The organism is Sandarakinorhabdus sp. DWP1-3-1, from assembly GCF_049896705.1.
Lineage (GTDB): Bacteria > Pseudomonadota > Alphaproteobacteria > Sphingomonadales > Sphingomonadaceae > Sandarakinorhabdus.
The window spans coordinates 755,974-779,311 of record NZ_JAFCUV010000003.1 but is presented as its reverse complement, the minus strand read 5'-3'; the positions used below and the strand labels follow the sequence as shown (position 1 = coordinate 779,311).

General features: G+C 65.5%; 20 protein-coding genes and 1 pseudogene. 14 read left to right on the top strand and 7 right to left on the bottom strand.

Annotated elements, in window-relative coordinates:
- The 3 genes and pseudogenes from ACP7AI_RS17255 to ACP7AI_RS17245 form a co-directional block, all read right to left on the bottom strand.
- Complete coding sequence (locus ACP7AI_RS17255; RefSeq protein WP_426170070.1) at positions 1 to 1,467, bottom strand: RAD55 family ATPase; 1,467 nt, start codon at positions 1,465 to 1,467, stop codon at positions 1 to 3.
- A 541-nt stretch (positions 1,468 to 2,008) separates the two neighbouring features.
- Positions 2,009 to 3,850 carry a DUF885 domain-containing protein gene (locus tag ACP7AI_RS17250; protein ID WP_426170068.1) on the bottom strand — a complete coding sequence of 614 codons (1,842 nt, stop codon included), beginning with the start codon at positions 3,848 to 3,850 and terminating at the stop codon, positions 2,009 to 2,011.
- A 214-nt stretch (positions 3,851 to 4,064) separates the two neighbouring features.
- Positions 4,065 to 4,446 (bottom strand): annotated as a pseudogene (locus ACP7AI_RS17245) (IS5 family transposase); the annotation flags it as partial.
- 192 nt (positions 4,447 to 4,638) lie between these two features.
- Here ACP7AI_RS17245 and ACP7AI_RS17240 point away from each other — a divergent pair.
- The gene (locus ACP7AI_RS17240) at positions 4,639 to 4,791 is read left to right on the top strand and encodes a hypothetical protein (RefSeq protein WP_426170066.1); all 153 of its coding nucleotides are present in this window, start codon (positions 4,639 to 4,641) and stop codon (positions 4,789 to 4,791) included.
- Between the two features lie 37 nt (positions 4,792 to 4,828).
- On the opposite strand, the gene ACP7AI_RS17235 is transcribed toward ACP7AI_RS17240, so the two are convergent.
- Entirely contained in the window at positions 4,829 to 5,539 is a 711-nt protein-coding gene (locus ACP7AI_RS17235) for a hydratase (protein ID WP_426170064.1), read from the bottom strand.
- 122 nt (positions 5,540 to 5,661) lie between these two features.
- Positions 5,662 to 7,218 carry a 1-hydroxycarotenoid 3,4-desaturase CrtD gene (crtD, locus tag ACP7AI_RS17230; RefSeq protein WP_426170061.1) on the bottom strand — a complete coding sequence of 519 codons (1,557 nt, stop codon included), beginning with the start codon at positions 7,216 to 7,218 and terminating at the stop codon, positions 5,662 to 5,664.
- 83 nt (positions 7,219 to 7,301) lie between these two features.
- Here crtD and ACP7AI_RS17225 point away from each other — a divergent pair, with 83 nt between their 5' ends.
- From ACP7AI_RS17225 to ACP7AI_RS17175, 11 genes are all read left to right on the top strand, one after another.
- A complete protein-coding gene (locus ACP7AI_RS17225; RefSeq protein WP_426170058.1) occupies positions 7,302 to 8,417 on the top strand; it encodes a methyltransferase in 1,116 nt (371 codons plus the stop codon).
- 169 nt (positions 8,418 to 8,586) lie between these two features.
- Positions 8,587 to 9,519, top strand: a complete 933-nt coding sequence (gene bchC, locus ACP7AI_RS17220; protein WP_426170055.1) for a chlorophyll synthesis pathway protein BchC — start codon at positions 8,587 to 8,589, stop codon at positions 9,517 to 9,519.
- Entirely contained in the window at positions 9,516 to 10,511 is a 996-nt protein-coding gene (locus ACP7AI_RS17215) for a chlorophyllide a reductase iron protein subunit X (protein WP_426170052.1), read from the top strand. The genes bchC and ACP7AI_RS17215 overlap by 4 nt, the downstream gene beginning before the upstream one ends.
- A gap of 61 nt (positions 10,512 to 10,572) precedes the next feature.
- Positions 10,573 to 12,009, top strand: a complete 1,437-nt coding sequence (gene bchY / locus ACP7AI_RS17210; protein ID WP_426170049.1) for a chlorophyllide a reductase subunit Y — start codon at positions 10,573 to 10,575, stop codon at positions 12,007 to 12,009.
- Positions 12,006 to 13,457, top strand: coding sequence for a chlorophyllide a reductase subunit Z (gene bchZ, locus ACP7AI_RS17205; protein ID WP_426170047.1), 1,452 nt, complete (start codon positions 12,006 to 12,008; stop codon positions 13,455 to 13,457). The genes bchY and bchZ overlap by 4 nt, the downstream gene beginning before the upstream one ends.
- Positions 13,458 to 13,587: 130 nt before the next feature.
- Positions 13,588 to 13,812, top strand: coding sequence for a light-harvesting antenna LH1, beta subunit (gene pufB / locus ACP7AI_RS17200; protein ID WP_426170044.1), 225 nt, complete (start codon positions 13,588 to 13,590; stop codon positions 13,810 to 13,812).
- Positions 13,813 to 13,824: 12 nt separating this feature from the next.
- Complete coding sequence (gene pufA, locus ACP7AI_RS17195; protein WP_426170042.1) at positions 13,825 to 14,016, top strand: light-harvesting antenna LH1, alpha subunit; 192 nt, start codon at positions 13,825 to 13,827, stop codon at positions 14,014 to 14,016.
- 138 nt (positions 14,017 to 14,154) lie between these two features.
- Positions 14,155 to 14,979, top strand: a complete 825-nt coding sequence (gene pufL, locus ACP7AI_RS17190) for a photosynthetic reaction center subunit L (RefSeq protein WP_426170039.1) — start codon at positions 14,155 to 14,157, stop codon at positions 14,977 to 14,979.
- Between the two features lie 14 nt (positions 14,980 to 14,993).
- The gene (gene pufM / locus ACP7AI_RS17185; protein WP_426170037.1) at positions 14,994 to 15,965 is read left to right on the top strand and encodes a photosynthetic reaction center subunit M; all 972 of its coding nucleotides are present in this window, start codon (positions 14,994 to 14,996) and stop codon (positions 15,963 to 15,965) included.
- Complete coding sequence (gene pufC / locus ACP7AI_RS17180; protein ID WP_426170035.1) at positions 15,962 to 17,095, top strand: photosynthetic reaction center cytochrome PufC; 1,134 nt, start codon at positions 15,962 to 15,964, stop codon at positions 17,093 to 17,095. The genes pufM and pufC overlap by 4 nt, the downstream gene beginning before the upstream one ends.
- A 181-nt stretch (positions 17,096 to 17,276) precedes the next feature.
- The gene (locus ACP7AI_RS17175) at positions 17,277 to 18,602 is read left to right on the top strand and encodes a sensor histidine kinase (RefSeq protein WP_426170033.1); all 1,326 of its coding nucleotides are present in this window, start codon (positions 17,277 to 17,279) and stop codon (positions 18,600 to 18,602) included.
- 43 nt (positions 18,603 to 18,645) lie between these two features.
- Here the strand turns inward: ACP7AI_RS17175 and ACP7AI_RS17170 are convergent, their stop codons facing one another.
- Positions 18,646 to 19,377: an outer membrane protein gene (locus ACP7AI_RS17170; RefSeq protein ID WP_426170030.1), complete on the bottom strand. Its 732-nt coding sequence runs from the start codon at positions 19,375 to 19,377 to the stop codon at positions 18,646 to 18,648.
- A gap of 194 nt (positions 19,378 to 19,571) precedes the next feature.
- Here ACP7AI_RS17170 and ACP7AI_RS17165 point away from each other — a divergent pair, with 194 nt between their 5' ends.
- Positions 19,572 to 20,189: a response regulator gene (locus tag ACP7AI_RS17165; protein ID WP_426170028.1), complete on the top strand. Its 618-nt coding sequence runs from the start codon at positions 19,572 to 19,574 to the stop codon at positions 20,187 to 20,189.
- Between the two features lie 59 nt (positions 20,190 to 20,248).
- On the opposite strand, the gene ACP7AI_RS17160 is transcribed toward ACP7AI_RS17165, so the two are convergent.
- Positions 20,249 to 21,391 (bottom strand): acyl-CoA dehydrogenase family protein, encoded by a 1,143-nt coding sequence (locus tag ACP7AI_RS17160; RefSeq protein ID WP_426170179.1) that lies wholly within the window; start codon positions 21,389 to 21,391, stop codon positions 20,249 to 20,251.
- A gap of 102 nt (positions 21,392 to 21,493) precedes the next feature.
- Here ACP7AI_RS17160 and ACP7AI_RS17155 point away from each other — a divergent pair, with 102 nt between their 5' ends.
- Positions 21,494 to 22,759, top strand: coding sequence for a dipeptidase (locus ACP7AI_RS17155; RefSeq protein WP_426170025.1), 1,266 nt, complete (start codon positions 21,494 to 21,496; stop codon positions 22,757 to 22,759).
- Positions 22,760 to 23,338 lie beyond the last annotated feature (579 nt).

Below are 23,338 nucleotides of genomic sequence, written 5' to 3'. Positions count from 1 at the left end.
CTATTCGGCTTCGCCATCACCGACTGCGGCATGCGGGCGAAGGTCGTTATTCACGATGCCGCCGAAACGCATGCCTTCCGAAGTGATATGGTAAATCTCTGGATAGGCATCGAACGCGCTATCCCGGATTTTCAGGACGAGGAGCTCCCTGTTTACGACCCCGGCGCGCCCACTTCCGTCCCGCTCGTTGGAGGGTTTCACGAAATAGGTAAGAATAACGTTCTCGACCATGCTGGACAGTTCGTCCTTGGAAACCTCCTCCGGCATGAAAAGACTCGGCAGTTCAAGCGAGTAGACCACCGTGGCGTGTAATTCACGCAATCTGTTGTTGATCGCGTTGATGGCAAGTGGCAGCCGCTCGGGGAAGACGAATGCGCGACGAAGTGGTCCCATGCCATCAAAGAAAACCCGCTTGACCTGGCGCCGCTCGACAGCCTCAAGCAGCTTGTAGCCGAGTTCGTCGGACAGGTTTTCGGCCGGTGGCTGCCAGATGATCTCCAGTGCACCCGAAGCTACCAGGCCATCGATATCGATCCCGATGCTGCGTGCCTTCGTCCGCAGGCGAGCGGGCGTTTCATAAAGGCCGAATAACAGCCCCGGCTCTTCCGGCGTTGACCGCGACAGAAACTGGAGACCCATTGTCGTCTTGCCCGTCCCCGAGGGCCCGGCGAGCACGCTCGACGATCCGACCGGATAGCCGCCGCCGATCATTGTATCGAATGCGTCGATGCCGGTCGTTACGCGCGTTGTCGTCTCGGCATCGGCAGGGATCCGGCTCAGCACGGCTTCCAGGCGCGGAAAGACCTGTAGCCCCGAATCCGTAATGCGATACTGGTGTCGGCCGCGGACATGCGCCGTGCCACGCTGTTTCCTCACGATCACGGTTCGGATCGAGCGCGCGCCGTGCATTTCATCGAGAAGTTCGATCCCGCCATCCACCATCGTGTGCTCCGGAGCACCCCGATCCCGGGTTTGATTGGTCAGGATGAGGAAGGTGCATCCATAGAGTGCTGCCGAGCCCTGGAGATCATGAACGAAGGCACGAAATTCCTGCTCGCTGGATGCCGAGTCACTCGCCACGAACAGTCCGTCGAGCACGAGAACGCTCGCCTTGTGGCGCCGCACTTCGTCATGGATAAGGCGAAGCAGGCCAGCAAGCCGCTCCGACGCCAGCGTGGCGTAGCCACTGATGTATGTAACCGCATCCGGCACCGCGGCACGGTCGAAGAAGTCCAGCGTGCTCATATGACCGAGCATCCGATCGTGGGACTCGGCCAGGAGGGACACGTATAGCGATCGCTTGCCTTCGAGCGCGACGTGAAAGCAGACCTGGTTGGCGAGGATGGTCTTGCCTGCCCCGGGTGGCCCTTGGACGATGTAGGCGCAGCCAGGCACGAGGCCACCCCCTAGTATTTGATCAAGGCCCTCGATCCCGGTCGATAGACGAGCCTGATCAAGGTGGTTCACCAGTTCGACTCCTAAGAGCGCCGTTCTACGGCGGCGCGTGCTTCTTGCCTGGTGCACAGGTCGATGTCCCGGGCGAGCAACCGCATGCTGCCGCCAGGCGGCAATTGAGGCTGAAGCCCAACGACGGTCATAGAACCGGCACAACAGGTGCGCGTCACGGTTATCGGCAGACGCCTGTGGCGTCTGTTGTGCAGACAACATTGGAAGAAAAATCTCCATCGCCCGTGTCCGAACGCGAATGTTTGACCGCACAGCCCTTCACCCACGGGCACCACTAAAACCCCGGACCCCCGTTATGACTGGTCGTGAACCGGGGAGCACATCACCGCTCGTGGGCTCCTGGCGGACGGATGAACATGTTTGAAACCTGCGCTGTAGGCGCGCTGCTCCTTCCGATTCGATAAGGCATCGGAAACGCCGCTCGCGCGCAACAATACCGCCACGATAGGCCGCGTGGTGCTCGTCTATCCGTTCTGACGGGGTTCCCTCAGAAAGGACGACGCAGCCGGGTCGAGGCTGTCGTTCCGATCCCTGACGCGCGTTATTTGCGCGCTTCGATCCAGTCGTCGACGCGGCGCTCCAGAATGAAAAGCGGCTGCGAACCCGACGCGATCAGCAGGTCGTGGAAGCCCTTCATGTCGAACTTCGGCCCCAGCGCCGCTTTGGCTTTCTGCCGCTGCTCCATGATCTTCAGCATGCCGATCTTGTAGCCGGTGGCCTGGCCGGGAAGCGTGATGTAGCGCCGCACTTCGGAGCGCGAGCGCTGTTCGGGCTGCCGGCCGGTATCCATCATGTATCGCGCCGCCTGCTCCTCCGTCCAGCCTAGAGCATGGATGCCGGTATCGACAACAAGGCGTGCGGCGCGGAACAGCTCGGCATCGAGACGCATGAAATCGGCGGCGACATCGGGATAGGCGCCCATTTCGGCGCAGAGATTCTCGGCGTAAAGTCCCCAGCCCTCGCCAAAGGCGACATAGCCGGTCACGGCGCGGAACTTTGGCCCGCCCTTCTGGCGGACCTGGATATCGCCCTGGGTATTATGGCCGGGCACCGCTTCATGGCACATCAGCGTGTAGAGCGCGGCCGGGTCGGGCGTGTTGCCCAGCAGGTGGACGAACGTGCGCGCCGGGCGCGTGCCATCCGGGCTAGGTGGCGATGCATGGGCGGCGCCGCCCGCGACTTCGCTGAACGCCGGTTCGCGGACGACCTCGATGCCATAGGCCGGCAGCGTGTTGAAATAGCCTGGCAGCAGCGTGCGCGTCTGTTTCACGAAGGCATTGGCGGTGGTGAGATATGCCGTCCGCGCCGCGTCGTCATAGGGCCGCGGCGGGAACAGCCGGGCGCGCTCGGCATAATAGGCGCTGCGGTCCTTGAAGCCGGCCGTGCGGGCGAGGGCGTCCTGTTCGGCTTCGATGCGCGCCACTTCGTTTCGACCGATGGCGTGAATCTGCGTGGCGGTCAGGTCGGTCGTGGTGTTGAGCTGCAACTCATGGGCATAATAAGCCGCACCGCCCGGCAGGGTGATGGCACCCACCTTGCCGCTCGGCGCTGTCGGCAGCTTGGCCTTGGCCCAGGTAATCACGCGGCCGTAAGCAGGCTTCATCGCCGCGATGGCGGTACGGGCTTCAGCCAGCAGGGAGTCTGCCTCAGCGCGCGGCAGCTTGCTGGCGGTGACCAGTGCCTCGGTCTTGGATTTCACATCGGCCCACAACGCCGAATCGGGTCCGGCGTCGAAGGGGGCGCCGCGCACAAGGCTCTCGCTGCCGGAAATGATGGATTCGATCTGGAACCTGGGTACCTTGATCCCGGCCTTGTCGCTCGCCTCGGTGCGGGCGATCGCCAGATCGAGAACTGCGGGGACGCCGCGGACGCGGGCGATGTAGTTCTTCAGGTCCTGCGCATCAGCGACATTATGGGTGTTGACGAGGAAGTTGGGCAACTGGCTATGTGCCGAATACAGCCGCGAATAAAGGGGCGGGCGATAGACGCGATCGGCTTCGGAAAGGGCCGCGCGTTCGGCTTCGAGCGCCCAGATATCGTAATTGACCTGAGCTTCGGGGGACAGCGTGGCGCGGTCGAACGCTGCCTTCATCCGGGCGGCGCTGTCCTGGCGCCATTTTACCTGCGCCACGGCGGCGGCATCGGAAAGATCGTTCCAGCGGTCACCGCCGTCCTTGATGCCAAGGCGGGTGGCGAGTTGGGGGTTGAGTTTCACCCACGCGGCGAACTCGGCGTCCAGAAAGGTCGTGAGGCGCGCATCTTCGGCATTGCCGGCAACTGCCGCAGCTGTCTTGTCGGGGGAGGGCGCCGGTTGTGCGCCGGCAGCGAGGGTGAGCGTCGAGGCCAAGGCAAGGACGGCAAATCGAAATCGGTTGAAATTCATGAAACTGGTCCTCGACAGGTGGCGGGCGACATCTATCGGGAGCATCGCCGCCGCGGCAAGCGCGATGACGCCCGTCACCCGATCCGTCAGATACTGACCGTAGAGGCCGCGGCGCGTGATCCAGTGCCAGGGGCGACCAGCCAGGGAAGGCCGTGGCAGCCGGTCAAGCGGTCGCTGCCGCAGGGCACAAGCGATACCTGCACCAATCAGCACCCTGCCTGCGAAGTGAAACCACCGAACTGCCTTTGTCGGCCAGGAGAGCCTTGGGCGTCGCTACGGGGATCGTCATCAGCGCGTCGGCTGCAGCGTAATCCGAGGCCTCGCCCCCGGTCAGGATGAAGCCGAGAGGGCGTCCTTGACTGTCTGACCGGGCGTGGGCCTTGCTCGTAAGGCCGCCGCGTGATCGACCAAAAGCGTTCGCACAGCCCCCCTTTTCCGCCCGCTGCCGAGACGTGGCCGCGAACCGCGGTGCTGTCGATCATGGGCTGCCAGTCGTCGGTGAGCCCCAGATCGACCAGTGTTTGCAGCAAGGCGTCCCACACGCCCTGTTCGGCCCAGCGCCGGCACCGGACATAGACCGAGTTCCACTTGCCGTAGCTGCCAGCTTGGGAATTCCTTTTGTCAACACGGCCTGGTCTTTGCGCCGCCATCCACCAGTGCGATACGAGGGGAACGAGGGACCTGTATAATTTACGATCACTTCCGCGCGTCGGAAGGGAAGACGTTTATTGGCTTTGGCAAAGTTTATTGTCACCATATAACAACTAGCGAAACAGAGAAATCCAGCAATGTCGATCGATCCGAAATACTATGGCCTGATCGAGATGGGCATGACCTTCGGGATCGTGCTGGTGTTTACGGTGCAGCAGCTCTGGTCCGTGCGCGACAAGCCGAGCAAGGACGATGAGGCGCCAAAGCCGCCGGTGTCGGAGCCGGACTGAGCCGCGCGAGGTGTGCCGGTGTCCGGCCGTTGCCGGATCAGACCCGGCGCGGCATCCGCCAGGGCAGCATCCATTGCACCACCGGTGACCGGAATCGATCGAGCGACAGTGATTCGTGCACCGCGACGACGTCTTCGCCGAACATCCGGCTGCTCAGTGCCGATCGTGAATAAAAGGGCGTATCCTCCCAGGTCGCGCGCAGCCGGGCCTGGTGGCCGGCGTCGGCGCGAGTCAGGCGGTTGACCTGCCAGCCGGTACGCGGCAGCACGACCGGCGCCGGCATCTCGATCACTTCGGCATTGCCGTCGTTGTCGATGCGCAGCGCCATGCCGAAATCGTCGCCCGACCGCAGCTTGCCTTCATAGATCACCGCCGTTTCGCCGCCCTTCAGATGAGCACGCGACCATTGCCAGTCGGCAAAGCCGTCCTCCAGCGGTTCGCTGCCGTGATTCGCGTCGAGATAGCCCTTGCCGCTCCACGATACATCGGGCTGGGAAAAGGCGACGTCGACCTGGGCGCGCGGCGCCAACGGTTCCCAGACATGGCGGCCCGACGGATCGAGCCGGAATCGCCGCTGGCCGAGCACCTCGGGCGTCAGCCGGATGCGGCCGCGGGTCTTCATTGGGAAGACGGCGCCGACCTCGTCGACATCGATGACCAGCACATTGCCGTCCCAATGGACCTGGCTGGGGCCGATCTTGAGTGTCGTGCGGTCGCGCCACAGCGCGCCGCGGCCGCGCTCCGTCATCGCCCAGCGGCTGGCGCCCGGACCGTAGAGCGCGACGTTGAGCGAGACATGGTTTTCCGGCGCGGCGCGGCCGCTGGCCTTGTAATAGGGCGAGAAGACGGAGCCGATGAAGGCGATGACGGTCAGGCCGAAGCGGCCGTCGTCGCTTTCGGCGTCGAGATACCACCAGCGGTAGCCATTGGCAGGAACGTCCTGGTCGAAGCGCGGGCCGAAAGGATCGCAGCGCTCGCCAAGCGGCCGGACAAGGCCGCCATCGGCACGCCCGCCCCCGGGTGTGCCGACCCCCCGGCGAGCCAGAGGCCGCTGAGGCCAGACCGGCTCCCCGGGCGGCGGAAGCTGGCCCGCCACCCGTGCGAGGCCCGACCATAAAGGGCCCCACCCGTCGAAGGGAAAAGCGCCTCGAACATCGCCGGCCCCACCGGCACCATCGATCGCGGCCGCAATGTCAGCCCGCAGCGGTCGAGGGCCGCGAAAGTCGCCGTCTGACATGCTTCGATTTCTCCTGGGCCTGGTGGATGCCCGTCGCCGGTGGCGGGCGCATTGACGATGATCTGGAAACGCTCGGGACCGTCGGGTGGTGGCCCCAGGCCGCGATCCTGGGCGCAAAGATAGACGGATGGCGCCGCCGGCAAGCGCCCGTGCTTGAAGATATCGTCGAATTCGCGGGCATAGTCGTTGGAAAAGAAAACATTATGGCGATCGAGATCAAAGCCGGTCGCGTCGGCCGTCATCATTGTCACCAGCGCCGACAGCGAGCGGTCGCGCGGCGCCGTGCCCTTGACGGCGCCGGCGGCGGCCGTGCCGAACCGCCCGTCGGCGATGGCGCTGGCATCGCAATTGGCGAGCACGTCGCGCGCCGGCAGGTGCTCGCCATCGGCCAGCACGACGCCGCTGGCGCGGCCGCCGGTGACGCGGATCTCCCGCACGTCGGCGCCATAGCGGAACTGCGCGCCGCGCGCCGCAGCGAGCGCGGCGATCGCGTCGGCCACCTTGTGCATGCCGCCTTCGACCAGCCAGACGCCGCGCGCCTCCAGATGCGCGATCAGCATCAGGGTTGCCGTCGCCTGATAGGGGGAGGCACCGCAATAGGTGGCGTAGCGGCCATAAAGCTGGCGCAGCCGCGGGTCCTTGAAATGCTTGCCGAGCGCCGACCACAGCGTCTCGAACGGGTTGATCGCCAGCATCTCGCCTATGCCGCCGAGGCCGAAACGCAGTGCCAGGCCGACCGGCGTCGTCACCGGCGCCTCCATGTAGCGATGTTCGAGCGCAGTCCAGATGCGCGCCGCCTCGGCGCGGAACCCGTCATGGCCGCGCGCCTCGGCCGCGCCCGCGAATTCACCGATGGCATCGCGGCTGCGGGTCGGATCGGTCCAGAGATCGAGGCGGGAGCCATCCTGCCAGGCATGGCGCGCCAGTCGTTCGGAGGCGACCAGCGTGACATGGTCGTCAAGTCGTTCGCCCAGGCTTTCGAACAGCGCGTCGAAGACCCAGCGCGCGGTGAAGACGGTGGGGCCGGCGTCGACGGCGACGCCATCGACGTCGACAGTGCGCAGCTTGCCGCCGGGGGTGGCCATGCGCTCGACGACGGTCACGGGAACGCCGGCACCGGCCAGCTGCGCCGCTGCGCACAGGCCGCCGATCCCCGCCCCGATGATGACAACGCCGTCTGCCCGCGTCACGCTCGACTCCCCAATGGCTCTTATGATTGACCGCGCGAACGTGACTGTCCAGAGTCCATGACACAATGACCCCGCCACAATCCGTGACACTCCGCGAGCGCTGGCTGCTGCGGCGCAACGCGATCCTCGCCAACCCCCGCTTCCAACGCTGGTCGATGCGGCTGCCGCTGCTGCGCGGCACGGCACGGCATCACGCCGACGAGATGTTCAGGGTGATCACTGGCTTCGTCTATACCAAGACGTTGACCGCTGTCGTCGACGCCGGGGTGGTGGCGCGATTGGCCGCAGCGCCGGCGAGCACCGCCGAACTTGCCGAAGGCGCCGGGCTCGAGCTGCCGGCGATGCAGCGGCTGTTGTCGGCGGCGGCGTCGATCGACCTGGTGGAGGCGCTGCCCGGCGATCGCTGGACGCTCGGCCAGCGCGGCGCGGCGCTGTCGAGCAACACAGGCGCGCTGGCGATGATCGAGCACCACAAGCTGTTCTATGCCGATCTTGCCGACCCAATGGCGATGTTCCGCAATGGCCGCGGCGGCGGCGCGCTGGCGCAATTCTGGTCCTATGCCGAAGCCGCCGGCCGCGGTGAACGGGCCAGCGCCGCCGACCCGGGGACCGAGGCCTATTCGACGCTGATGGCAGCGTCGCAGCCGATGGTCGCGGAACAGGTGCTCGATGCCTATGATTTCGGGCGCCACCGCCGGCTGCTCGACATCGGCGGCGGCCATGGCGCCTTTGTCGCCCAGGTCGCGGCGCGGCATCCGGGGCTGGCGCTGTCGCTGTTCGACCTGCCGCCGGTGGCCGACATGGCGCGCCAGGTGCTGGCCGGGCGTGGCCTCGGGCACGTCACCGTTCATGGCGGCAGCTTTCGCGACGATCCGATTCCACCGGGCGCCGACCTCGTCAGCCTGGTGCGCATCCTCCACGATCATGACGACGCGGTGGTGGCGGCGCTGCTCGCCGCCGTCCATGCGGCGCTGCCGGCCGGGGGGGCGCTGCTGATCGCCGAGCCGATGGCAGGAACGCCTGGGGCGCAGGCGATGGGAGACGCCTATTTCGGACTGTACCTGTGGGCGATGGGCTCGGGCCGGCCACGCACCGCCGAAACCTATACCGCTATGCTGCGCACGGCGGGTTTCGGCCGCGTCCGCGAGGTGCGGGTCGGCCTGCCGATGGTCACGCGCCTGCTGGTGGCCACCCGCTGACAGGCGCCTGGCGCGCTCGATCGGGTGCCGAAACGACCGTTCCTCAGAAGGTGTCAAAATTTTTTGACGCCAAAAAGCGTCAAGTTCGCTTTACAACTGCTTTGGTTGGGATAGGATGGCTTCAGAGCGGAAAGACGGCGCAGTTCGTTGTCCACCGCGGGGAGCAGACATGGAAACATTGGCGGTGGTTGTGGAGGAGCCTGGGCGGGTCGCCCTGCGCCGCCTCGGCATGACCCCGCCGGACGCCGACGACCTGGTCGTGGCGGTGGATTTCAGCGGCATCTCGATGGGCACCGAAAAACTGATGTTCAACGGCTCGATGCCAGCCTTTCCGGGCATGGGCTATCCGTTGGTTCCCGGATATGAAGCCGTCGGCCGCGTCGTCGACGCCGGTGCGAATGGCCGCAGCCGCATCGGCGAAACGGTCTTCGTTCCGGGATCTTCCAAATTCATCGGCGCGCGCGGGTTGTTTGGCGGCTCGGCGCAGACGCTGGTCACCGGCTCGGCACGCGTGCTCGGCATTCCCGATGGCCTTGGCGATTCGGCCGTGCTGCTGTCGCTGGCGGCAACGGCGCGCCACGCGCTTGCCGGCGGTGCGCTGCCCGACCTCATCATCGGCCATGGCGTGCTCGGCCGCCTGCTGGCCCGCATGGCAGTTGCCGAGGGCCGCACGCCGACAGTCTGGGAAATCAATGCCGACCGCATGGCCGGCGGCGAAGGCTATACGGTGGTAACGCCGGATCGCGACGATCGCCGCGATTATCGCAGCATCTATGACGCCAGTGGCGACTCGAAGATCCTCGACGCCGCGGTCGCGCATATGGGCCATGGCGGCGAAATCGTCCTCGCCGGCTTCTACAGCGATCCCTTGAGCTTCAACTTCGCCCCGGCGTTCCGGCGCGAGTCGCGCATCCGCATCGCCACCGAATTCCTGCCTGACGACCTGGCGGCGGTTATCGCCATGGTCGGCAGCGGCCGGCTGTCGCTCGATGGCCTCGTCACCAACCGGGTGTCGGCCAGCGAGGCGGCAAGCGCCTATCCGCAGGCCTTTTCCGACCCGGCCTGCCTGAAAATGGTCTTCGACTGGAGAAATATCGCATGAGTGTCAGTGCGTTTCTTGACGAAGTCGCTGCCCTGCGCGCGGAAGCCGATATCGAGCCCGATCCCGTCCACACCGGTGAAGTCACCAAGGAAACCCAGATCATCGCCATCTATGGCAAGGGTGGCAGCGGCAAGTCCTTCGCGCTTGCCAACCTCAGCTACATGATGGCGCAGCAGGGCAAGCGCGTGCTGCTCATCGGTTGCGATCCCAAGTCCGACACCACGTCGCTGCTGTTCGGGGGCAAGGCGACGCCGACGATCATCGAGACCAGCGCACGCAAGAAACTCGCCGGCGAGGAAATCAGCATCGAGGATGTCTGCTTCCAGCGTGACGGCGTCTTCGCGATGGAGCTGGGTGGCCCCGAGGTCGGTCGCGGCTGCGGCGGGCGCGGCATCATCCACGGTTTCGAAACGCTGGAAAAGCTCGGCTTCCACGATTGGGGCTTCGATTACGTCCTGCTCGATTTCCTCGGCGACGTGGTTTGCGGCGGCTTCGGCCTGCCGATCGCCCGCGACATGTGCCAGAAGGTCATCGTCGTCGCGTCGAACGACCTGCAGTCGCTCTATGTCGCCAACAATGTCTGCAAGGCGGTCGAATATTTCCGCAAGATGGGCGGCAATGTCGGCGTCGCCGGCATCCTGATCAACAAGGACGATGGCTCGGGTGAAGCCCAGGCCTTTGCGAAAGCGGTCGGCATTCCGGAACTGATTTCGATCCCGGCGCACGAGGATATTCGCAAGAAATCCGCCAATTATCAGATCATCGGCACCAGCGAGAGCCAGTGGGGCCCGTTGTTCGAACAGCTCGCCGAAAATGTCGCGACGGCACCACCGGTGCGACCGACCCCGCTCGACCAGGACGGCCTGCTGGCGCTGTTCAAGCCCGAGGATACCGGCGGCAACTTCACGCTGCGGCCGGCCAGCCAGGCCGACATGCGCGGCGGCGTCTTCGAAACCAAACCCACCCTGGAGGTCGTCTACGACCATGTCTGATCCGGTGGATCTTGCCATTCCCGCGGCAACAGCCGACGGTTGCCATGCTGGCGGCGATACCATGCGTGACGCCGCGGCGAAGGCCGGCAAGTCCGAAATCCTCGACCGCTATGCCGCCGATTACCCGAAGGGTCCGCACGACCAGCCGCAATCGATGTGCCCGGCGTTCGGCTCGCTCCGCGTGGGCTTGCGCATGCGCCGCACCGCGACGATCCTGTCGGGCTCGGCCTGCTGCGTCTATGGCCTGACCTTTACCAGTCACTTCTATGGCGCCCGGCGCACCGTCGGTTACGTGCCGTTCAGCTCCGAAACGCTGGTGACGGGCAAGCTGTTCGAGGACATTCGCGACGCCGTCCACCAGATGGCCGACCCCGATCTTTACGATACCATCGTAATCACCAATCTCTGCGTGCCGACGGCGTCGGGCGTGCCGCTGCAATTGCTGCCCGATGTCATCAACGGCGTCCGCATCATCGGCATCGATGTGCCGGGCTTCGGCGTGCCGACCCATGCCGAAGCGAAGGATGTGCTCGCCGGCGCGATGCTGTCCTATGCCCGCAAGGAAGCCATGGCCGGGCCGGTCGCGGCGCCTGCCGAACGCCCCGACAAGCCGACGATCACGCTCTTGGGCGAAATGTTCCCCGCCGACCCGGTCGGCATCTCGATGATGCTGGAGCCGATGGGCCTCGCCGCCGGGCCGGTCGTGCCGACCCGCGAATGGCGCGAGCTCTATTCGGCGCTCGATTGCGCCGCGGTCGCCGCCATCCACCCCTTCTACACAGCCTCGGTTCGTGAATTCGAAGCGGCCGGCCGCACCGTCGTCGGCAGTGCGCCGGTCGGCCGCGACGGCACCGCCGCCTGGCTCGCCGCCATCGGCGACGCCTGCGGGATCAGCGCCGATCGGGTTGCCGCAGCGCAGAACAAGTTCCTGCCCGCGATCGCCGGCGCGCTCGCCGCCAAGCCGATCAAGGGCCGCATCACGGTGTCGGGCTATGAAGGCTCCGAGCTGCTGGTTGCCCGGCTGCTCGTCGAAAGCGGCGCCGATGTCCGCTATGTCGGCACGGCCTGCCCCAAGACCCGCTGGTCCGACCCCGATCGTGAATGGCTGGAGGCCAAGGGCGTCCATATCCAGTATCGCGCCAGCCTCGAACAGGACATCGCCGCGGTCGACGCCTTCCAGCCCGATCTCGCCATCGGCACCACGCCGGTTGTCCAGCACGCCAAGAGCCAAGCCATCCCGGCGCTGTATTTCACCAACCTCATCTCCGCCCGCCCGCTGATGGGTCCGGCCGGCGCCGGCAGCCTCGCCCAGGTCATCAACGGTGCGCTCGGCAACAAGGCGCGGTTCGACACGATGCGCGAATTCTTCGCCGGTGTCGGCGAAGGCTATGCGGCCGGCATCTGGGAAGACACGCCGACCGACCGCCCGCAGTTCAAGGCGAAATACGCCGCCAAGATGTTCGCCGCCGCCAAGGCCGAAGAGGCGATCGGCTCATGACGCTGATCCTCGATCATGATCGGGCCGGCGGCTATTGGGGCGCGGTCTACGCGTTCACCGCCATCAAGGGCCTGCAGGTCATCATCGATGGCCCGGTCGGCTGCGAGAACCTGCCGGTCACCTCGGTCCTCCACTATACCGATGGCCTGCCGCCGCACGAGCTGCCGATCGTCGTCACCGGGCTCGGCGAACAGGAACTCGGCCGCGACGGCACCGAAGGCGCCATGAAGCGGGCGTGGAAGACGCTCGATCCGTCGCTGCCCGCCGTCGTCGTCACCGGCTCGATCGCCGAAATGATCGGCGGTGGCGTGACGCCCGAAGGCACCAATATCCAGCGTTTCCTGCCGCGCACCATCGATGAAGACCAGTGGCAGGCCGGCGATCGCGCCCTGACCTGGCTGTGGACGCAGTTCGGCCCCAAGAAAACGCCGCCGCTCCGCCCCCGCAAGGAAGGCGCCAGGCCCAAGGTCAATATCATCGGGCCGATGTACGGCACCTTCAACATGCCGTCCGACCTCGCCGAGATCCGTCGCCTGATCGAAGGCATCGGTGCCGAGGTCAACATGGTGTTCCCGCTGGGCACCCATCTCGCCGACATCCGCCGGCTGGCCGATGCCGAGGTCAATGTCTGCATGTACCGCGAATGGGGCAGGGGGCTTTGCGAAGCGCTCGAGCGCCCGTACCTTCAGGCGCCGATCGGGCTGAATTCGACGACGCTGTTCCTGCGGAAACTCGCCGAGCTGACCGGCCTCGATGCCGAGCCGTTCATCGAGAAGGAAAAGCACACCACCATCAAGCCGCTGTGGGACCTGTGGCGCTCGGTCACCCAGGATTTCTTCGGCACCGCCAGCTTCGCCGTGGTGGCGACCGAGACCTACACGCGCGGGCTGCGCAGCTTCCTCGAAGACGACATCGGGCTGCCCTGCACCTTCACCTTCATGCGGTCGGCCGGCATCAAGCCCGACAATGCCGCGGTGCTGGAAGCCATCAAGACCAATCCGCCGCTGATCATGTTCGGCAGTTATAACGAGCGCATGTACATGGCCGAGGTCGGCAGCCGCGCCATCTATGTGCCGGCCAGCTTTCCGGGCGCCGCCATCCGCCGCCATACGGGTACGCCGTACATGGGCTATTCCGGCGCGACATATCTCGTCCAGGAAGTCTGCAACGCGCTGTTCGACGCGCTGTTCTTCATCCTGCCTCTGGCCAGCCAGATGGACCGCGCCGAAGCGACGCCGTCGCGCCTGCTGGAGCAGGTCGCCTGGGAGGACGAAGCCCGGTCGGAGCTCGACATCCTCGTCGACAAGCAGCCGGTGCTGGTGCGGATTTCCGCCGCCAAGCGCCTGCGCGATGCCGCTGAACGCGCCGCGCGCGATGCCGGCGAAAAACAGGTCACCCGGGAACGGCTCCATGCCGCCGCCCGACTTTTCGAGGCACAGGCGGCATGATCCACCTGCGCTCATACCTTGGTCCAATCCTGGATCTCGACCTCTTTGCGGTGGATTCCAACGCCGCAAAGCTGCCGGTCGGGCGAGGCCATTCCCGGCCCCGTGCGGCGGATAAACTGGAGGAAAATACATGAGTGACAACAAGCTGGGGCCAGGCACCTACCTGACCGACGCCGAAGCGAAGGAAGTGCACAAGCTCTTCGTCGCATCGACGGCATTCTTCGTTTTCGTGGCGATCATCGCGCACTTCCTGGTGTGGTCGTGGCGTCCGTGGCTCGGGCCGGCCAAGGCCTTCGCCCAGGTCGAAAGCGTTCAGCAGGCCGACGCTACACGCGCCGTGCCGACCCGCGGTTAAGGAGACGTTACGATGTGGAGAATTTGGCAGACTTTCAACCCGCAACGCATCCTGAGTGCTTTGGCGATCTTCCTGTTTACGCTGGCGATCCTCATTCACTTCATCCTGCTGTCGACGGATCGGTACAACTGGCTGGACGGCGCTTCGGGCGCTTCCACGAACACCACCGCGGCGTCGATCGCCACGGGGTCGGAATCGGCCTGATCCGGCCAACAGTATCGCGTCGCGTTTGTATCAAGGCGAGACGGGCGGGGTCAGCGTTTTCTGGTCCTGCCCGCCCGCACCAACAGTTGAAATCCCGCGCCGTACCACAAGGGTAACGGGCAGAGGGGGAGGTGCGCCATGGCGCTGTTAAGTTTCGAGCGGAAATATCGCGTTCGCGGGGGTACGCTGGTCGGCGGTGACCTCTTCGACTTCTGGATCGGCCCCTTTTATGTGGGCTTCTTCGGGGTCACGACGATCTTCTTTGCAACGCTGGGCACCGCGTTGATCCTGTACGGCGCCGCCATCGGTCCGACGTGGAATCCGTGGCTCATCAATATCGCTCCTCCCGACATCAAATACGGCCTGTCGCTTGCGCCGCTGCGCGAGGGCGGGCTCTGGCAGATCATCACCATCTGCGCGCTCGGCGCCTTCGGCTCCTGGGCGCTGCGCGAGGTCGAGATCTGCCGCAAGCTCGGCATGGGCTATCATGTCCCGGCGGCCTTCGGCATGGCGATCTTCGCCTATTTCAGCCTGGAGGTCATCCGCCCGGTGCTGATGGGCGCCTGGGGCTGGGGCTTTCCCTATGGTATCTTCAGCCACCTCGACTGGGTGTCGAACACCGGCTACCAATACCTGCACTTCCACTACAATCCGGCGCACATGCTGGCGGTGAGCTTCTTCTTCACCACGGCGCTGGCGCTCGCCATGCACGGCGCGCTGGTGCTGTCGGCGGTCAATCCGGCCGAGGGTCAGGACGTCAAGTCGCCCGAATATGAAGACACGTTCTTCCGCGATCTCGTCGGCTATTCGGTCGGTACGCTCGGCATCCACAGGGTCGGGCTGCTGCTCGCGCTGAACGCCGTGTTCTGGAGCGCTGTCTGCATCATCCTCTCCGGTCCCTTCTGGTCACGCGGCTGGCCCGAATGGTGGACGTGGTGGCTCAACCTGCCGATCTGGCGCTAAGGGGAGCGAAGACCATGGCATATCAGAATATTTTCACCCAGCTCCAGCTTCGCGGCGATTACGAGACCGGGGTGCCGCTCGGCCCGCACAATGACCCGCGCTACGGGCCATTCGGCTACACCTATTGGCTGGGCAAGCTCGGCGGCACCCAGATCGGGCCGGTCTATCTCGGCAAGCTCGGCCTCGCTTCGCTGGTGTTCGGCACGCTCGCCTTCTGCATCATCGGTCTCAACTTCTGGGCGCAGGTCAATTGGGACCCCATCCAGTTCGTGCGGCAGCTGTTCTGGCTGGCGCTCGAACCGCCGCCGGCCAAATACGGCTTGAAGATCCTGCCGCCGCTGCAGGAAGGCGGCTGGTGGCTGATCGCCGGCTTCTTCCTGACCCTGTCGGTGCTGCTCTGGTGGGCCCGGACCTATGTGCGGGCGAAACAGCTCGGCATGGGCACGCACATCGCCTGGGCCTTTGCCTCGGCGATCTGGCTCTACCTCGTCCTCGGCTTCATCAGGCCGCTGGCGATGGGCAGCTGGTCGGAAGCAGTGCCGTTCGGCATCTTCCCGCACCTCGACTGGACGGCGGCCTTTTCCATCCGCTACGGCAATTTGTTCTACAATCCGTTCCACGCGCTCTCGATCGTCTTCCTTTATGGGTCGGCACTGCTGTTCGCGATGCACGGCGCCACCATCCTGGCCGTCGGCCGCTATGGCGGTGAACGCGAGATCGAACAGATCACCGACCGCGGCACTGCGTCAGAACGCGCTGCGCTGTTCTGGCGCTGGACAATGGGCTTCAACGCGTCGATGGAATCGGTCCATCGCTGGGCGTGGTGGTTCGCGGTGTTGACGACGCTTACGGGTGGTATCGGCATCCTGCTGACCGGCACGGTCGTCGACAACTGGTACCTTTGGGCCGTCGAGCATCATTTCGCGCTGGCATATCCGGCAACCGGTGTTGTCGATCCCGCCACTCTTCCGGGGGCACCGCAATGACCCGCAAACTCGCCACCCTCGTCTTCGTACTGCCGGCCCTGCTGCTTGCCGGTTGCGAATTCGGAAAGAAAACCGTGTCGCAGGTCGGTCCGCGCGGGACCGGGCTGAACCAGGTCAACGACAGCAGCAGCATGACCAAGGTGGCGGCGGTGCCGGAACCGCCGTACCCGCTGACGCCCGACATGCTGGAGGGGCCGCGCGCCAATGTGACGTATCAGAACGTCAAGGTGCTCGGCGACCTGTCGACCGAAGAGTTCAACTACACCATGGCGGCGATCTCCAACTGGGTCGCCCCGGTCGATGGCCCCAACGCCGGCTGCAATTACTGCCACAATCCGGCAAACATGGCGTCCGACGAGCTGTACACCAAGATCGTCGCACGGCGCATGATCCAGATGACGCGCAGCATCAATAGCACCTGGAAACCGCATTTCCAGGCCAGCGCCAACGGTGCCAACGCCGGCGTCACCTGCTGGACCTGCCATCGCGGCAATGCCGTTCCGAAATATGTCTGGTCCGAGGGCCTGCCCAGCCCGAACAAGCTGGCCGGCAATCGCCGCGGCCAGAACATGCCGGCACCGACAGTTGCCTATGCCTCGCTGCCCAACGATCCGTTCACGGCGTTACTGCAGGGCAAGAACAACATCCGCGTCGGCGGGCCATCGGCCTTCCCGACCGCTCACAAGGCATCGATCCAGTCGACCGAACAGACCTATGGCCTGATGATGCACATGTCGCAGGGCCTGGGTGTCAACTGCACCTACTGCCACAACACCCAGAACTTCGCGAACTGGTCGCAATCGCGCACCCAGCGCGTGTCGGCCTGGTACGGCATCCGCATGGTTCGCGACACCAACGACAACTACATCACGTCGCTGGGCAGCGTCTGGCCCGCCAACCGGCGGGGGCCGGCCGGCGATCCCAAGAAGGTCTATTGCACCACCTGCCACCAGGGCGTGAACAAGCCATTGGGCGGCTACCCGATGCTGAAGGACTATCCGGGGCTGAAGGGTGCCTATCACAGCGACACCCCCGCCGGTGCGACGCCGCCGGTTGCGGCGATCGCCCCCGAGGCGGCACCGGTCGCCACCCCGGTGGCTGCGGCAGAGACGAACAAGCCGGCAGCCTGAAGCCGGCAGGTCAGAACATCAGCCCGGGGGGAAACCCCCGGGCTTTTCTGTCGGGGGTGAACCACGCCGCGAGCCCGCGCCACCAGCCGGCCGTGCGCAATATCAGCCGCTTGATCGTGCGATGCGACCCCGCTAATCGGCTGCATCGGTGGAGCAAATGTTAAATCAATCGGCTATCCCGTTGCACGAAACGCCGCTGGACGCCTTCGACGCGATGAGCCTGCCGGCGCGTGCCGCGGCGGTGCGCTCGGGGGCCCGGTTCAGCATCCCCGGCATGATCATCATGACGCTGGTGCTGATTTTCATCAGATGGCGCTTCGGCCCGCTGGTCCGTCCGGCGTGGCTGCTCGACCTGTGGCTGACGGCCATGTTCGCCGTCGTCGGCTTCTGGCTCGTCGCGATCATCAGCTTTTACCGGCGCCGGCCCGACGACGCCGACACGGTGGAACATTGGCCGCGCTTCGGCATCATCGCCCGCAAGCTGCTGAACATCGGCATCGCGCTGAGCCCCTGGGTGCTGCTGCGCGGCGCCGATGTGGCGCTGCAGTATTTCACCACCCTCATGTACGTCTGGTACGTCGGCGTCAGCATCATATCCGCCAATCCGGCGGCGCGCCTTGCCGCCTGGGAGGTCCTGCTGCTGACGGTCGCGGTTGCCGGCTTCGCCATCTACAGCGATGTCGAGCTGGGGCTGGCGCTGGCGCTGCTGCTGGTCGCGATCGGCGCGTCGATGCTCGGCCTGCAACGCCTGGTGCAGCGCACCGTGCTGGCAGCACTGGAGGCAGAACAGGTGAGCGCCGCCTCGGCCACCGCGACGCGCGAGGCACTGGCAATCGTCGCCACCGAACGTGATGCCAAGGCGCGCTTTATCGCGTCCGCCAGCCACGACCTGCAGCAGCCCGTCTATGCGGCTCGGCTCGGGATCGAGGCGGCACTGGCCCTGCCGGCCGGCGAGCGCCACGACGAGGCGGTGCGCGGCGCCGCCGTGGCGCTGCAATCCGCCCAGGGCCTCATCGACACGATGATCGAATATCTGCGGCTCGATTCCGGCGCTGTCGCCGTGCGGCCGCAGTCGCTGCCGACGGCACATCTCCTAAACGGCATCGCCCGCGAGTATCGGGTGGCAGCGGAGGCGACCGGGATGCGCATCCGGATCGTCGGCAGCGCCCATGCCGTGATGGCCGATCCGCAACTCGTCGGGCGGGCGATCGGCAATATCGTGCACAATGCCATCCGCCATTCCGGCGGGCGCCGGCTATTGCTCGCCGCGCGCCGGCGCCGCGAAACGGTTGAAATCTGGGCGATCGACGATGGCTGCGGTCTCGCCAGCGACAGCGAGCGCTGGCTGTTCGAAGATTTCGCCAAGGGCAACACCAGCCTGCATCGCGGCCTCGGCCTGGGGCTTGTCTCCGCCCGCCGGCAACTGGCCATGATGGGCGGCAGCATCAGGCTGGTCTCGCAGTGGCAACGCGGAACAGCGTTCCTGGTGGAGCTGCCGGCTGCCTGATAACGGCCTGCGGGGCAGACGCTGCCGCCCCGCAGGCCAGTGATCAGAAGGTGAAACGCACGCCGGCGCTGACGCTGTCGGTCTTCAGCTTGCCGATGTCGAAGCCCGACACCGAATCATAGGCGATGTTGGTGCCCTTGGCCTCGCGATGGCGGTAATCGATGGTGATCGCCGTCGTCTCGCTGATATTGAAGGCGACGCCGGCGCCGAGCTGCCAGGCAAATTGCGCCTTGCCTTCGCCATCGGCCTCGAAACCCGAAACGCCGAGGCCGGCGCCGACATAGGGCGTCACCGACTTGCCGATCGGCAGATCGACCCACAGGCTGCCGAGTGCCGACAGCTGGCGCAGCCGGCTGCCGTCGACGGTGATGGCATTGCCGGCACCCGCGCAGTTGCTGGCCTCAAGATAGTCGCAGATGTCGCTGATGTCGCCGGGGCTCAGCGTGACCGGGCTGCCGTTGATGCTGTCGACGGTCAGCGCCTTGGTGCTGCTGCGCGCATAGGCGATTTCCAGATCGGCGCGGATGGTGCCGAAATCATAGCCGACGGTGCCCTTGAATTCGGCAGCGGACTTGAAGCTGAGACGGCCGTCGGCGCGGTCGGTGGCGCCGCTGCCGCCGAAGGTGCCACCGGCGTCGTAATAACCGATATCGGTGGTGCCCAGCTTTGCCACGCCCACCGACAGGCCGATGTAGGCGCCTTTCTCGGCAGCGCTGGCGGTGGTTGCAAAGGCCGTGCCGGCGAGCAATGCCGCCAGGCAGATCGAGTAACGCATGATATTCCCCCGTTTACGTTAGCAGTTTCACGGCACCTGCCATGGGGCGGCCCGTAATTCAGGGCTTTAGCTGGCGTTGGCGGGTGCGGCATCGGCCATTTGGGTGAACCTGTCGGGTGATGCCGCCGCGTTGCGATTGGCCGATAGGCGAGCGCGTGACAGCGCGGCGGGGCGGCGATAAGGGGTAGGGCGGAATGCGGAGCTGTCTGATCTGCGATGACCATGCCATGGTGCGCGATGCGCTGGCCGCGCTAGTGGGCAGCCGTTGGCCGGATGCCGAAATCCGCCATGCCGCAAGCTTTCCAGAGGCGTGGAGCCTGGCGGCCGCCGGGCCCGACATCTGCCTTGTCGATCTCGTCATGCCCGGCGCCGACGAACGAGCCGGGGTGGCGGGGATCCGCGCCGCCGCGCCCGGTGCACGTGTCATCATAATTACCGGCACGCAGGACGATGCCCTGCTGCTCGACCTCATCGAAAGCGGTGTCGACGGGTTTGTCCCCAAGGCCTGCGATTCGGCGCTGTTGCTCGCCGCGATCGAGCTGGTCGCTGCCGGCGGACGCTATCTGCCGCCGCGGATCGCCCATATCGCCACCGAACGGCGCGGCGGCGACAATCGCACGGTCAGCGCGACGCCGCGCCAGCGCGAGGTGCTGCTGCTGATTTCGCAAGGCCTGTCGAACAAGGCCATCGCCAAGCGCCTCGGGCTGTCGCCGGCGACGGTGAAGACCCATGTCGCGGTTGCGATCGCCACGGTCGGCGCTGCCAACCGCACCGAGGCGGCGATGAAGGCGACGCTGGCCGGGCTCATCTAGGTCGTTAACCCACCTGGCGTCGATTTCGTTGAAGCGGGACTGCCCTTAGGCAATCCACCTCAGATCGTCCGGGCGATGACTTCGCGCATGATTTCCGACGTGCCGCCATAGATGCGCTGCACCCGCGCATCGCGCCACATGCGGGCGATCGGATATTCGTTCATGTAACCGGCGCCGCCGTGCAACTGCAGCGCGGCATCGACGACGTCACCCTGCATCTCGGTGTGCCACAGCTTGGCGGCGCTGGCTTCGGCCGCGGTCAGCTTGCCTTCCAGCAGGCGCTTGAGCCCCCAGTCAATGTGGGCCCAGCCGACCTGCAGCTGGGTCTTCAGCGAGGCGAGGGTGAAACGCGTGTTCTGGAAATCGAACACCGTCTTGCCGAATGCCTTGCGATCCTTGGTGAACTTCACCGCTTCATCGAAGGCGCGCTGGGCGCCGGCCTGGGCGCCGATGGCGATGCCCAGCCGTTCCTGCGGCAGCTGGCTCATCAGGTAGATGAAGCCCTTGTTCTCCTCGCCGAGGCAGTTGGTCATCGGCACGCGGACCTCGTTGAAGAACAGCTCAGACGTGTCGGCGCTGTGCTGGCCGATCTTGTCGAGGTTGCGGCCTCGGGCAAAGCCTTCGCGATCGCTCTCGACGAGGATCAGCGACGTGCCCTTGGCGCCCTTGTCGGGGTCGGTCTTGGCGACGACTATGATCAGGTCGGCGTTCTGGCCGTTGGTGATGTAGGTCTTGGACCCGCTGATGACATAATGGTTGCCGTCCTTCTTGGCGGTGGTGCGCACGCCCTGCAGGTCGGATCCGGCGCCGGGCTCGGTCATCGCGATGGCGGTGATCAGCTCGCCGCTGATCATCTTGGGCAGATACTTCTGCTTCTGCTCTTCGGACCCATAGGCGACGATGTAGTCGGCGACGATGTCGGACTGCAGCGTGATGCCGGCGGAACAGCCCGAATAGGCCAGCTCCTCGTTGACGACGGCGTTATAGCCGAAATCGAGGCCGAGGCCGCCATACGCCTCCGGCACCGTCGGGCAGAGCAGACCGTTATCGCCGCACGCGCGCCAGAAGTCCTTCGAAACGATGCCTTCATGCTCGAAGCGGTCGATGTTGGGGTACAGCTCGCGGTCGAAGAGCTTGCGGACGGTGTCGCGAAACGCGGCATGGTCCTCGTTATAGCATTCGCGTCCGCTGGCATCGAGCATCATGGGTCTCCAAAGGCTTGGTTGCCGTAAACGTTAGCCTGAAGTCTCGCACCCGCGCCACCTGTCTTGCAAGAGAGGGCAAGGTGGTGCGACAACGGCCCGATGCGAAACATTATTGCCATCACCACCGCCCTGATGCTCGCCAGCCCGTTGCTGGCCGCCCCCGCGAGCGGCGACGATCCCAGCCTGGCGCGGGCCCGCGCGGTGCTGAAGGCGCAGCCGATCATCGACGGCCACAACGACTGGCCCGAACAACTGCGCGGCCAGTTCGGGGAGAAATGGTGGGGCGTCGACCTCAACGCCGACAGCCGCAAATTCGAAAAGCCGTTGCAGACCGACATTCCGCGCCTCCACGCCGGCATGGTCGGCGGACAATTCTGGTCGGTATGGGTGCCGGCCGGCACCACGGGCGCGGCGGCGGTGAAGGCAACGTTGGAACAGATCGACATCGTTCGCGGCATCGTCGCCCGCCACCCCAAGGACTTCGAGCTGGCGAGCACCGCCGCCGATGTCCGCCGCATCCAGAAGACCGGCAAGGTTGCCAGCATGATGGGGGTCGAGGGCGGCAGCCAGATCGACAACAGCCTGCCGGCGCTGCGCATGTTCTACGATCTCGGCGTTCGCTACGTAACCCTGACCCATGTTCGCCACAACGACTGGGCCGACAGCGCCAACGAGGCGCCGCGCCAGGAACCGCTGACCGCATTCGGCAAGGCGGTTGTCGGCGAAATGAACCGCATCGGCATGATCGTCGACCTCAGCCATGTCTCCGAAGGCACGATGAAGGCGGTGCTGGCGATGACCAGGGCGCCGGTGATGTTCTCGCATTCGTCGGCGCGCGCCGTCACCGACCATCCGCGCAACGTGTCGGACGAGGTGCTGAAACTGGTGGCGGCCAACGGCGGCATCGTCATGGTCAACTATGCCCCGGGCTATGTGTCGCGCAAGCGCATGGAGTGGGAAGCGGCGCGCGCCGGCATCAAGGCGACCTACAATGCACCGCCCTATTCGGGGCTGTACATCGGCCAGCCCGAACGCGCCGCCGTGGCGCTGGCGGAATGGGACAAGGCCAACCCCATGCCGGCGGTGACGCTGGCCGAGGTCGCCGACCATATCGACCATATCGCCAAGGTCGCGGGCCATGACTATGTCGGGATCGGCGGCGATCTCGATGGCATCGACACGACGCCCACCGGTTTGGAAGGGGTCGAGACCTATCCGGCGTTGATCGCCGAACTTCTCCGCCGCGGCTGGAGCGATGCCGACTGCCGGAAGCTGGCAGGGGGCAATATCCTGCGGGTGATGGAGGGTGTGGAGAAGGTGTCGGCGGGGCTGCGGGGGCAGGTGCCTTCGGCGCTGACGCCTTAGGGCTCTTAACGCGGCGCTGAAGGCCGCGGCGGGCGTCGTACGGGTTCGTCGCAGGAGGCGGCGACGCCCCGCCGGCCGTGCTTGCGCCTGTCGGCGCGCTGTGTTGCGCACTGCGCGCTCGCGGCGCCACGCACAAATGGCGGCCGGTGCTGCCACCGGCCGCCACTGTGTCGTGCCACCCGGGCGGTGTCACCTTGCTGTCTGCCTTACGGCGTCTGCGCGGCGTGCCTTCCCTGGTCACGGCACTTTCGCGAGGCAGTCCGGCGGCCGAAGCTGCCTTTCCGACCCACTGGACCTCTCGCTTTCGGGGGTCCCCTTTGCGACCATTTGCATGGTGGCTCCGGTTTCACGCCTTGGCGGTCGACCCAGCCAGACTTTCCGCGCTGCAATTTCCGGCTTGCGCCTTGGTTGCCGGCTTCGGCCTAGCTATAACCGCTTCTTTTTCCTTGGCTTTTCGGCCTCGGGCAATTCCCGGCTACAAGTGAATGGTCTCACCAAAGCCTGAGTCGCGGAAGCGAAATATCGGGCATCTGCCCTGTGGATAACGGGGATATCGGGGATAACATTGCCGGCCCCCGC